This window comes from Bradyrhizobium sp. CCBAU 11430, assembly GCF_028128855.1.
GTDB classification, from domain to species: Bacteria; Pseudomonadota; Alphaproteobacteria; order Rhizobiales; family Xanthobacteraceae; genus Bradyrhizobium; species Bradyrhizobium ottawaense.
This window is the reverse complement of the sequence record NZ_LBJV01000039.1, coordinates 35524-46831: the sequence shown is the minus strand read 5'-3', so window position 1 is coordinate 46831 and position 11308 is coordinate 35524. Positions and strand designations below refer to the sequence as shown.

Here is an 11308-nt window from a genome sequence, read left to right as displayed (position 1 = left end):
CGGCGGCGTGGTCGGAACGCAGGCGGCGCGCATGGCCGCGGGCCTCGGTGCCGAAGTCACCGTGATCGACCGCTCGATCCCGCGCTTGCGCCAATTGGACGATCTTTTTGCCGGACGCGTGCGTACCCGCTTCTCGACCATCGAATCGGTCGAGGACGAGGTGTTCGCCGCCGACGTGGTGATCGGCGCGGTGCTGGTGCCGGGCGCCAGCGCCCCCAAGCTGGTCACGCGCGCGATGCTGAAATCGATGCGGCCGGGCGCCGTGCTGGTCGACGTCGCGATCGACCAGGGCGGCTGCTTCGAGACTTCGCACGCAACCACGCACAGCGACCCGACCTACGAGGTCGACGGCGTCGTGCACTATTGCGTCGCCAATATGCCGGGCGCGGTACCGGTGACGTCGAGCCAGGCGCTGAACAATGCGACGCTGCCGTTCGGCCTGATGCTCGCGAACAAGGGCTTTGCCGCGGTGCTGGAAAACCCGCATTTGCGCAACGGGCTGAACGTCCATCGCGGCCGCATCACCAACAAGGCGGTGGCGGAGAGCCTCGGGCTGGAGTTTGCGCCGGTGGAGACTGGGCTCGCGGCCTGAATAGGCCGTCATTGCGAGCGCAAGCGAAGCAATCCAGAATCCCTCCGCGGAAAGGGTCTGGATTGCTTCGCTGCGCTGGCAATGACGATGTGGGACAAGCTTCAGCCTGAGTTCGTCCCGACGAATGACCTCAAGCTTTCGTCAGCCTGTACTGCCCCAGATCCGGATCATGCGTCATGCGCCAATAGTCGACGAACCGCCACGGCATCGCGGAAAACACGCGGCCACTCGAATTGCGGTAGTAGGTGCTCATGCCCGGATGGGTCCAGATCATTGTCTCGTGCTCGGTGTCGACCTTTCGGACGTAGTCGTCGAGCACATCAGGGCGGACGTCGATGGCAGCGACGTCGTGCTCGATCATTTCGGCTAGGCAGGCGGCGATGTAGCGGCTCTGGCATTCCGACTGGAAGATCACGCTGCCGCCATGCGCAGGGCCGGAGTTGGGGCCGAGCATGCAGAAGAAGTTGGGGAAATCGGGCACGGTGAGGCCGAGGAACGCCGTCGGATTGTCGTTGGCCCAGGCCTGGCGCAAATTCTTGCCGTCGCGGCCGCTGATGTTGAGGCGGGCCGCCATCTCCGTCACCTTGAACCCGGTCGCGACCACGATGACATCGGCCGGGCGGTGCCTGCCGTCGGCGGTGACGATGCCGCCCCGATCGAAATGGTCGATCGCGTCGGTGACGAGTTCCACGTTCGGCCGCGTCAACGTCTTGAACCAGTTGTTGTCGAGCAGGATGCGCTTGCCGTAGGGCGGATAGGTCGGCACGCATTTTTCGATCAGGTCCGGCCGCCCCTGCAATTCCGACAGGATGAAGTCGGTCAACTCCTGGCGGTGCCGGTCGTTGCCCTTGTTGACGGCGCGCTCCGGATGCGGCCAGGCCGGGTCCTTGCGCAGGAACGGCAAGAGGCCGTCGCCATAGCGCCAGAACATGTTGAAGCGGTACCACTGCACATAGAACGGCAGATGCGCGAGCAGCCAGCGCGCGCCCTCGCTGATCGGATCGGCATAACCCTTCACCGGCCGCGCCCATTGCGCGCTGCGCTGATAGACGGCGACCGAGGCGACGCGGCCGGCGATCGACGGCACCAGCTGCATCGAGGTTGCGCCGGTGCCGATCACGGCGACATGCTTGCCGTCGAGTTTGATATCGCTCGACCACAGCGCCGAATGCAGGATCGTTCCCTTGAAGTCCTCCTCGCCTTTGAAGCGGGCGCGGGAGGGATCGTTGAGCTGGCCGATGGCGGAGACCAGCGCGGTGGATTCGAAGGTCTCCTCGCCGGTCTCGGTCTTGAGCGTCGAGATCCAGCGCAGCTTGCCTTCGTCCCAGCGCGACGAGGTCAGCTCGGTGTTGACGCGCAGATGCTTGCGGATGCCGTATTCGTCGGCGACTTTCTGGAGATATCCGAGCAGCTCCTCGCGCTGGCAAAAATAGCGCGTCCATGCATTCCCCGAGCCGAAGGAATAAGAATAGGAGTGGTTCGGCGTGTCGACGCCGCAGCCGGGATAGCGGTTGATCCACCAGGTGCCGCCGAGCTCGGCGTTCTTCTCGACGATGGTGTAGGGAATGCCGAGATGGCCGAGCGCCACGCCGAGCGCAATAGCGCAGACGCCAGCGCCGACGATCAGCACGTGCTGGTCGGCAAGCTTGTCGTCGGCAGGACGCTTGGTCCAACGTGCCTCGCGCGATACGAAGCCCATTTCCTCGCGCATCAGAGGGGCATATTCCGGCGCGACATTCTCGCCGAGACAGGCGCGCATCATCTTCAGCAGTAGCTCGTCGCCAGGGTCGGCGATGACAGGCTTCGGCGTACCATCGGCGAAGAGCTTCACCACGGCGGCGCGGATTTCGTCCTGGATCTCCTTGGGCACGCCGGCCTCGGGATCGGGGATGAGGCGGATGTCGCGCTTGGGCAAGTACGGCGCCGCGAGCCATTTCTCGTCGCCGGTCATATGCACCAGCACCATCAGGAGGCAGCGGATGTCGCCTTCCGCGATGGTCGAGGCGAGGTCGAGCGGCCTGTGCGGAGATTCGATGTTCATAGCGTGTCCTGGTCTCCGGAGGCGGTGAAGAGGCCGCGCGTCATCAGCTTGCGATAGGCGGAGATGACGTGCTCGGGCACGGCGGTGACGCCGCCGGCCGAGTAGGAGTAGCGGCGGCTGAGATAGCCGCGCGCGCCCATCAGCATGTGGACGATCGCCTCGAACTCGTCGTCGCTGAAATCCTCGATGCCGCCGGCAAGGCGCGCACGGCGGAGGATGCGGACATAGGCGACCGAGATGTTGTCGAGATGTTTCTGGTATCCGATGGGTGCGAAGAATTCGGCCTCGTTGAGGATGCGCAAAAATTCCGGCACCTCGCGGATGAAGTCGAAGAAGGCGGCGAAGCGCTCGATCTCCTGCCGCGCCGCATCCGCCGTGCCGGTGCGAGCGCGGATGAACTCGACCATGTCGAGGCCGATCTTCGGCAGCAGCTGGTCGAGCAGCTCCTGGCGGTTCTCGAAATGATTGTAGAAGGTGCCCTGCGCGACGCCGGCCTGTTCGGTGATGCGGGCGACGGAGGCCTCGGCATAGCCATGCTTGCCGACGACCTTGGTGGCGGCCTCGAAGATCTTCTGCTTGGTCCAGGCGTTGCGCTCGACGCGGTTGAGCTTTGTGATCTTCGCGGTGGCGGGGCCTTGCGTCATGCCACGGTCTCCAGTTCGGCGCGCAGCACGCGCTTGAGAATCTTTCCAGAGGGGTTGCGCGGGAGGCTGTCGCGAATGATCAGCTCTTTCGGCACCTTGAAGCTCGCGAGCCGCGCGCGACAATGCTCGGTGAGGGCAGGGAGCTCGAGCCTGGCGCCCTCGGTCAGCACGACGATCGCGACCGGCCGTTCGCCCCAGCGCCCATCGCGCAGGCCGATCACCGCGACTTCGCGCACCTCGGGCAATTCATAGATGACGCGCTCGACCTCGGAAGAGGCGATGTTCTCGCCGCCGGAGATGATCATGTCCTTCTTGCGGTCGGTCAGAAACAGGAAGCCATCCTCATCGAGATAGCCGACGTCGCCGCTGCGGAACCAGTCGCCGAAGAAGGCGGACGCCGTCTTCTCAGGATCCTTCCAGTAGCCGCGCGTGATCTTCGGTCCGCGCAAGCAGATCTCGCCGTTGACGTTCGCCGGCACGACCTTGCCGTCCTCGTCGCGGATCTCGATTTCGACGTGGGCAATCGCACGCCCCGTCGAGCCGATCTTCTCGATCTCGCGGCCGGCCTCCATGAAGGTGTCGCCGCCGACGGTCTCGGTGAGGCCATAGGCATCGATGTAGCGCGCATTGCGGAAGAGTTGCGAGAAGGCGCGGATGCGCAGCTCCGGCGTCTTCTCGCCGCCGCCGATGGCCCATCGCAGGCTGGAGACGTCGTAGCGCTCACGCGTCGGGCAGGTGAGCATCGCGCTGGTCATGACGGGTGCGAACCATGCCGCGTTGAGCTTGTCCTCGGCGATCGCCGCGAGCGTTGTCTCCGGCTCGAAATTGCGTTCGATGCGGATGAAGCCGCCATGCCAGAGCACGGCGAGGCCGGGCAGGTCGAGCGCGCCGACGTGATAGAGCGGGCCGACGACGAGCAGTCGCGTCTCGGCGCTGAGCCCCAGCGCGATCGTCTGGTCCGCCGACTTCCAGTAGAAATTATCGTAAGAGAGCATCACGCCCTTGGGACGATCGGTCGTGCCCGAGGTATACATCAGCCGCATCAGGTCGGATGGCGCGCGACCATGGATCGGCGCGGGCGGCACATCGCCTGCGAGATGCGTCATGCTCTGCTGCGCGGCGTCGTCGAGCACGACAATCCCGGTGCCCGCGGCATTCGCAGCCAATTCCTCGTCGACGATCAGAAGCCGTGCGCCGGCATTGCCGGCGATGTAGCCGACCTCCTCGCGGGAGAGGCGGAAGTTGATCGGCAAGAACACCGCGCCGAGATGGCTGGTGGCGAAGACCAGCTCCAGGAACGCCGCGCTGTTCTTCATCAGCACCGCCACGATGTCGCCGGCGCTGATGCCCTGCGCGGCGAGCCAGCCTGCCACCGTTCGGACACGCGCATCGAGAGCCGCGTAGGAGATCTCCTCGCCGCGATATTTCAGCGCGGGCCGGTCCGGCGTGCGCCGGGCATGAAAGGCGATGAAGCTCGAAAGATTGATCATTTTGCGGATCTTGGGCCGGTCACCGGCCTCGCTTCCTCCCTCGATGAATTCTGACTCGTAATTCATCTTCGGCTTGACGTCACCCCCCACCCTCTGAAATCCTTGGGAGTACGGAGACGAGACGATCTCCGACAGGGATCAGGACACGCCGACCCGACAGAGGGAGGGAAAAATGACGAGGACCCGCACGCCGGGCATCAGCCGCCGTTCAACGCTGGCGCTGATGGGCGCCGGTGCGACGAGTGTTGCCGCGCCTTGGGTGGCGCGTGCGCAAGCCAAGACCATCAAGATCGGCATGCCGACGATCCTGTCGGGCCGCGTGGCGCAGCTCGGCACGTCCTCGCGCAATGCGGTGATGCTCGAGGTCGAGAAGGTCAACGCCGCCGGCGGCTTGGCCGGCCGGCAGATCGAAATGGTGATCCGCGATTCCAAGGGCCAGCCGCAGGAAGCCGCCCGCGTCGCGCGCGAGCTCGTCAACACCGACGGCTGCGAATTGCTGCTCGACGGCGAGGCGTCCTCCGGATCGTTCGCGGTGCATGAGGTCGCGCGCGATCTCGGCGTGCTCTGCGTCCATACCTGCTCGGAAGCCTCTTCGCTGACCGCTGATCCGAAGCAGCACATCCCGAACGCGTTCCGCTGCGTGCGCCAGGGCATCCACGATTCCATCGTCGGCGGCAGCTACGCCGCCGCGATCGCCAAGGCCAAGGGCCTGAAGAAATGGGCGACCTGTTCGCCCGACTATGCCTATGGCCGCGACACCACCGGCGAGTTCACGCTGTACCTGAAACGTTTCGCGCCTGATGTGGAGATCATCAGCGAGTCCTGGCCAAAGCTGTTCCAGCCCGACTACACCGAGGTGGTGACGAAGATCCTCCAAGCCAAGCCGCAGGCGCTTTATTCCTGCCTCTGGGGCGGCGATCTCACCTCCTACATCGACCAGGCCAACATCTACGCAATGTTCAGCCAGATGGAGGTGTTCGCGGTCAACATGGCCGACTACACCGCGCTCACCGTCGTGAAGAACCTGCCCAAGGGCATCCACTCCGGCAACCGCTACATCAAGACCTTTCCGACCACGCCGGAGAACGCGGCCTGGGGCGATGCCTACAAGGCGAAGTATAACGAGTATCCGACCAACTGGTCGTGGCAGAACGCGACCGCCGTGATGTTCCTGGCCGAGGCCGCCAAGAAGGCGAACTCCGCCGACGGCAAGAAGATCGCGGAGGCATTGAAGGGCCTCACCATCAAGTGCCCGTTCGGTGCCGACGGCACCGTGACGATGCGCGGCGACGACCACACGCTGGTCGGCTACGCCATCGGCTGGGGCACCACGATCCCGCAGGAGCCGTATGTGCCGGAGGTCAAGGCCGGCGACTGGAAGACGATCTTCGAGTTGGAGGCCGAGTGGAAGAAAAGCAAGGGTTACACCTGATCTGATGTGCGGCGGAGACGGGCGACCGTCTTCGCCGTTTTCGTTTGATTTTCGCGCCGTGTCAGGCGCGCCGCAATGAAAGTGCTCCCGTGGATCTCGACGCGCTTGCCGGCTGCCTCTCCAGCTCCGCCTGCCTGGTGACGCAGACCACCAGCGGCCTCATCATCGGCATGCTGCTGTTCCTGGTTGCGGTCGGGCTGACGCTGATTTTCGGCGTGCTCAAGGTGGTCAATTTCAGCCACGGCGCCTTCTACATGTTCGGCGCCTATTTCGCGATGACCGCCTATCAGCTCACCGGGAGCTTCGCGCTCGCGATGCTGGCGGGCGCAGCCGGCACCGCCATTCTCGGATTGATCTTCGAGCGCGTCTTCATGAGCCGCGTCTATGGCGCGGACGTCTTGATGCAGCTCCTCGTCTGCTACGCCTTCGTGCTGATCTTCGACGATGTCGTGCGCCTGATCTGGGGGCCGGAATTCAAGTCGATGGGCATGCCGTCCGCGTTCCAGGTGATGCCGCTGTTCATCGCCGGCGGCGTGGTGCCGCCTTATTATCTGCTGCTGATCGGCGTTGCGCTCGTTGCGGCTGGCGTGCTCGGCATCGGGTTGTCGCGCAGCCGCATCGGCAAGGTGATCCGCGCCGCCGCGCAAAATCCCGGCATGGTGTCCGCGCTCGGCATCAACACGGGCCTGATCTATGGCGGCGTGTTCGCGCTCGGCGGCATGCTGGCGGGCCTCGCGGGTGCGCTCGCCGCGCCGGTGCGCTCGCTCACGCCCGGGATGGGATTCTCGGTGCTGATCGAATCCTTCATCGTCACCGTGATCGGCGGCATGGGCTCGATCCTGGGCGCCCTGATCGGCGCGTTGCTGCTCGGCCTGATCCGCTCGTTCGGCTCGCTCGGCTTTCCGCTGTTCACGGAAGGCCTGATGTATCTGTTCATGGTGATCGTGCTGGTCTCGAAACCCACCGGCCTGTTCGGCAAGGAGGCGGCATGACCGAGCTGGAGGCCGGACACGCGCAAGGGCTGGCACCCGTGCGCGGTGGCTCGGTGCTGCAACGCTATCGCGACGTCCTGATCGCGCTGATCGCTTTTGCCGTGCTGGCGAGCCTGCCGCTGTTGACGGGCAGCAAGGCGCTGCTCGATTTCGTCATCCGCTGCTCCGCCTACGGACTGTTCGCGACCTCGCTCAACCTCCTGGTCGGCTACACCGGCCTGACCTCGTTCGGCCATGGCATGTTCTTCGGCCTTGGCGCCTACAGCTTCGGCCTGATCATGCAGAAGCTCGGCGTGCCCATTCCGGTCGCCTTCGTTGCGACGCTGGCGATCACGGCGCTCATCGCGGCCGTGATCGGCGCGATCTGCGTGCGGCTGAAGGAGATCTATTTCGCCTTCGTCACGCTCGCCTTCCAGATGCTGATCCACTCGACCATCCTGTCCTGGGCTTCGTTCACCGGCGGTGACCAGGGCCTGCGCGGCGGCATTCCGCGACCCGTCTTTCTCGGCATCGATCTTTCCAACCACGTCCATCTCTACATCGCGAGCTGCGCGCTGTTGATCCTCGGCCTGCTCGCGATGCGCCAGATCGCGCAATCGCCGTTCGGCTACACGTTGCGGATGATCCGCGACAATGCCGCGCGCGCGAGCTTTCTCGGTATCGACGTCTGGCGCGCCAAGCTGACCGTGTTCGTGCTGGCGGCGCTGTTCGCGGCGATGGGCGGCATGGTGATGGCGCTGTTCGTCTCCGGCGCCTATCCGGAATTCGCCTATTGGACCATCTCGGGCGAGGGCATCTTCATCAACATGCTTGGCGGTGTATCGACCTTTCTGGGACCGATGGTCGGCACCGTGTTGCTCTTGCTGCTCAACGACACCGTGACGCGGTTCACCGAGTACCATGGCATCGTGCTCGGGGTAGTCATCCTGTTCTTCGCGCTGGGCCTGCGCAAGGGCCTGCTGGATTTCGTCGCCGAGTGGTTTTCGCAGCGGCGTGACGCAGGCGAGGGCCGCTAGCGATGCTGGAGATCCGCAACCTCGCAAAATCCTTCGGCGGCGTGAAGGCAACCAACGACGTCTCGCTCGACTTCCCCGACGGTTCGCTCACCGCGGTGATCGGTCCGAACGGCGCCGGCAAGAGCACCTTCTTCAACCTGATCACCGGCGCGTTGAAGCCTGACACCGGCGAGGTGCTACTCGACGGCGTCGATCTCGCCGGCCGCTCGCCGCCGGAGATCGTTCGTCACGGCATCGGTCGCGCCTTCCAGGTGGCGAGCATCTTTAAATCGCTGACGGTGCAGGAGACCATGCTGGCTGCCGTCAGCGCCGACCAGCGTTCGTCCGCGGTGCTGCACAAGCGCTTTCCGTTGGCGGAGACGCGCGACCGCGCCGAACACGTGATGGAGCTGCTGGGCCTTGCCGGCAAGCGCCATCGCACGGCCGCGACGCTGTCACATGGCGATCAAAAGCTGCTCGACATTGCGCTGGCGCTGGTGCTCGAACCGAAGGTGCTGCTGCTGGACGAGCCCACCGCCGGCATGGGCCCCGAGGAGCGCTGGCGCATGATCGACAAGGTGCGCGAGCTCTGGGAGACGCAAAAAATCACGGTCGTCTTCATCGAGCACGACATGGACATCGTCTTCAAGATTGCGCCAAAAATCGTCGTGCTCTGCTACGGCCGCATCCTCGCCACCGGCACGCCCGAGGAGATCCGCAACGACAGCGCCGTGATCGAAGCCTATCTCGGCACCGAACATGCAGGAGCGGCCGGATGAGTTCCGTCGTCATCGAGGTCGCCGATCTCGACGTCTATTATGGCACCAGCCAGATCCTGTTCGGTGTCGGCCTCTCGGTGCGGCAAGGCGAGACCATGGCACTCCTGGGCCGCAACGGGGCGGGCAAATCGACGACCATGAAGGCGATCATGGGGCTGGCGCCGCCGCGACGGGGCAAAGTGAGCCTGCGCGGTGCTCTGATCTCGGGCCGGAAGCCGCATCATATTGCGCGCGCCGGTCTTGGCTTCGTGCCGGAGGACCGCCAGATCTTTCCGGAGCATACGGTCGAGGACAATCTCGTCATCGGGAAGAAGAGGGGGCCGGAGGGCCAGGACGAATGGCCGATCAAGCGCATCTATGAGGTCTTCCCGCTGCTGGAACCGCTGCGCCATCGCATTGCCGGGCGTCTCTCAGGCGGCGAGCAGCAGATGCTGGCGATCGCGCGCACGCTGATGGGCAATCCGGCGCTGTTGCTGCTGGACGAGCCGAGCGAGGGGCTCGCGCCGATCATCGTGCAGCGGATCGGCGAGCTGTTGCGGCAGCTTCGAAGCATCGGATCGACCGTGCTGATCGCCGAGCAGAACATGCATTTCTGCCTGGGGCTCGCAAGCCACGCCACGATCATCGACAAGGGCCAGATCGTCTACGCCGCAGGAATTGACGAGTTGAAAGCCAATGAGGCGATCCGCCGGCGTTATCTGGCCCTCTGAGCCGGGCGGGCGGTGTCCGAATAGGCCCGAAGAAGAAAGCGGTTGTCCGAGGTCATTCCGGCGGAAGGAGTTTCCCCGCGGGGGACCAAAAAAGCCAATCGCTTCCATTGCTGTTTGGGGTCGAAAAGACGACATTTCAGCCACGAATTGATGGATTGGCCTGCTATGGAACGCACTGGATTTGAGCCCTTTGGCGAGCAGTTGGTATCCGCGACGGATGCCCAGCCGAAGTCGCGCGCGTCAAAGCTCCTGTTGCGGGTCGGCACCGGGCTGTTCTGGTCGCTCGTGGCCGGAATCGTGCTCGCGCGTGCAGCGTTCTTCGAACCCGGCGTTTACGACGGGTTCAGCCGTGTGGCCTCGCTCGCCAAGAGCCTGATCTTCTGAGGCCGTTTATTCCGGGTTGAGGACAGAACTTCCCTCGGCCCTGATATGTCGAAAACTTATTCCCCATTGATCTGGCGCTGCGTATAAATCTTTCTCCTCTGGGAGAGATTTGTGTCGCAGAATCAAGCATCCAGCCCGGCCGATGCCAAGCCGGCCACCGCCGCGAGCCGTATTTTCGCGCTGATTCCAGGCATCCTCCTCTGTGTCGCCGTCGCCGGTGTCTCGGCCCTGCTCGAAAGGGCGGAGCTCGGCGTCTTCGAACATCCCTATGTCGAGGCGCTGGTGATGGCGATCCTCCTCGGGATGGCCCTGCGCAGCTTCTGGAAACCCGCGCCGCGCTGGCAGGCCGGCATCGCCTTCAGCGCCAAGCAGCTCCTCGAAGTCGCGGTCATGCTGCTGGGAGCCTCGATCAGCTTCGCCGCCATCGCGGCCTCCGGCGTCGCGCTGCTGGCGTCGATCGCTGCCGTCGTTGTGATTGCGCTCTGCGTCTCCTTTGGTCTCAGCCGGATGCTGGGCCTGTCGACGCGGCTGTCGATTCTGATCGCCTGCGGCAACTCGATCTGCGGCAATTCGGCCATTGCTGCCGTGGCGCCGATCATCGGTGCCAGCAATGACGAGATCGCGTCCTCGATCTCCTTCACCGCGATCCTTGGCGTGATGATGGTGCTCGGCCTGCCGCTGCTGATTCCGCTGTTGCAATTGTCTGCCACGCAATACGGCATCCTCGCGGGCCTCACGGTCTATGCGGTGCCGCAGGTGCTGGCCGCGACGGTCCCGGCCGGGCTCGTCTCGACACAGATCGGCACGCTCGTGAAGCTGATGCGTGTGCTGATGCTCGGGCCGGTCGTGGTCGGCCTGTCGCTCGCCGCCTCGCGCTGGCAGAGCGATGCCAAGAAGACCCATGTTGGCTTCTTCCGCCTGGTGCCCTGGTTCATCCTCGGCTTTCTGGCGCTGGCGACCTTGCGTTCCCTCGAAATCGTGCCGGGGACGGTGGTTGGTCCGGTGACCAAGATCACGAGCTTTCTCACCGTGGTGTCGATGGCGGCTCTCGGTCTCGGCGTCGACGTACGCGTGCTCGCCAATGTCGGCGGGCGGGTGACGGCCGCGGTAACGCTGTCGCTGATGCTGCTGCTCGGCATCAGCATCGCACTGGTGCATTGGTTCAAGTGAGCGGCGCGCTCTCTGGACTTCCCCCGCCAGACGTTTATTGGTTTTCGCCAATGTGATCGGCTGCGGCTGATCCGATAAA

General features: G+C 64.4%; 11 protein-coding genes. 8 read left to right on the top strand and 3 right to left on the bottom strand.

Annotated elements, in window-relative coordinates:
* On the top strand, nt 1-592 hold a 592-nt coding region (locus XI04_RS10455), incomplete at its 5' end, for an alanine dehydrogenase (protein WP_333915222.1).
* Nucleotides 593-722: 130 nt separating this feature from the next.
* Here the strand turns inward: XI04_RS10455 and XI04_RS10450 are convergent.
* Genes XI04_RS10450 through XI04_RS10440 form a run of 3 tightly spaced genes read right to left on the bottom strand, consistent with a single transcriptional unit; the run spans nt 723 to nt 4767 of the window.
* Nucleotides 723-2633: a flavin-containing monooxygenase gene (locus XI04_RS10450; protein ID WP_212476298.1), complete on the bottom strand. Its 1911-nt coding sequence runs from the start codon at nt 2631-2633 to the stop codon at nt 723-725.
* Complete coding sequence (locus XI04_RS10445) at nt 2630-3277, bottom strand: TetR/AcrR family transcriptional regulator (RefSeq protein ID WP_212476300.1); 648 nt, start codon at nt 3275-3277, stop codon at nt 2630-2632. Before XI04_RS10445 ends, XI04_RS10450 begins: the two co-directional genes overlap by 4 nt.
* Entirely contained in the window at nt 3274-4767 is a 1494-nt protein-coding gene (locus XI04_RS10440) for an AMP-binding protein (protein WP_212476341.1), read from the bottom strand. Before XI04_RS10440 ends, XI04_RS10445 begins: the two co-directional genes overlap by 4 nt.
* A gap of 172 nt (nt 4768-4939) precedes the next feature.
* Between XI04_RS10440 and XI04_RS10435 the strand changes: the two genes are divergently transcribed.
* The 7 genes from XI04_RS10435 to XI04_RS10405 all read left to right on the top strand — a co-directional run bounded on the left by XI04_RS10435 (nt 4940) and on the right by XI04_RS10405 (nt 11229).
* Nucleotides 4940-6199, top strand: a complete 1260-nt coding sequence (locus tag XI04_RS10435) for an ABC transporter substrate-binding protein (RefSeq protein ID WP_271609977.1) — start codon at nt 4940-4942, stop codon at nt 6197-6199.
* An 89-nt stretch (nt 6200-6288) separates the two neighbouring features.
* Nucleotides 6289-7191 (top strand): branched-chain amino acid ABC transporter permease, encoded by a 903-nt coding sequence (locus XI04_RS10430; protein ID WP_271609976.1) that lies wholly within the window; start codon nt 6289-6291, stop codon nt 7189-7191.
* Complete coding sequence (locus tag XI04_RS10425; protein ID WP_271609975.1) at nt 7188-8207, top strand: branched-chain amino acid ABC transporter permease; 1020 nt, start codon at nt 7188-7190, stop codon at nt 8205-8207. Before XI04_RS10430 ends, XI04_RS10425 begins: the two co-directional genes overlap by 4 nt.
* Nucleotides 8208-8209: 2 nt before the next feature.
* The gene (locus tag XI04_RS10420; RefSeq protein ID WP_271609974.1) at nt 8210-8965 is read left to right on the top strand and encodes an ABC transporter ATP-binding protein; all 756 of its coding nucleotides are present in this window, start codon (nt 8210-8212) and stop codon (nt 8963-8965) included.
* The gene (locus XI04_RS10415) at nt 8962-9675 is read left to right on the top strand and encodes an ABC transporter ATP-binding protein (protein WP_028142389.1); all 714 of its coding nucleotides are present in this window, start codon (nt 8962-8964) and stop codon (nt 9673-9675) included. The genes XI04_RS10420 and XI04_RS10415 overlap by 4 nt, the downstream gene beginning before the upstream one ends.
* 42 nt (nt 9676-9717) lie before the next feature.
* A complete protein-coding gene (locus XI04_RS10410; RefSeq protein WP_244439127.1) occupies nt 9718-10059 on the top strand; it encodes a hypothetical protein in 342 nt (113 codons plus the stop codon).
* A 111-nt stretch (nt 10060-10170) separates the two neighbouring features.
* A complete protein-coding gene (locus tag XI04_RS10405; protein WP_028142390.1) occupies nt 10171-11229 on the top strand; it encodes a YeiH family protein in 1059 nt (352 codons plus the stop codon).
* The last annotated feature ends 79 nt before the right edge of the window (nt 11230-11308 follow it).

What these genes read in the sequence shown, in the direction of transcription:
- XI04_RS10440 (WP_212476341.1), bottom strand. Translation starts at nt 4,767, where the DNA reads ATGATCAATCTTTCGAGCTTCATCGCCTTTCATGCCCGGCGCACGCCG.
- XI04_RS10420 (WP_271609974.1), top strand. Translation starts at nt 8,210, where the DNA reads ATGCTGGAGATCCGCAACCTCGCAAAATCCTTCGGCGGCGTGAAGGCA.
- XI04_RS10450 (WP_212476298.1), bottom strand. Translation starts at nt 2,633, where the DNA reads ATGAACATCGAATCTCCGCACAGGCCGCTCGACCTCGCCTCGACCATC.
- XI04_RS10425 (WP_271609975.1), top strand. Translation starts at nt 7,188, where the DNA reads ATGACCGAGCTGGAGGCCGGACACGCGCAAGGGCTGGCACCCGTGCGC.
- XI04_RS10435 (WP_271609977.1), top strand. Translation starts at nt 4,940, where the DNA reads ATGACGAGGACCCGCACGCCGGGCATCAGCCGCCGTTCAACGCTGGCG.
- XI04_RS10445 (WP_212476300.1), bottom strand. Translation starts at nt 3,277, where the DNA reads ATGACGCAAGGCCCCGCCACCGCGAAGATCACAAAGCTCAACCGCGTC.
- XI04_RS10415 (WP_028142389.1), top strand. Translation starts at nt 8,962, where the DNA reads ATGAGTTCCGTCGTCATCGAGGTCGCCGATCTCGACGTCTATTATGGC.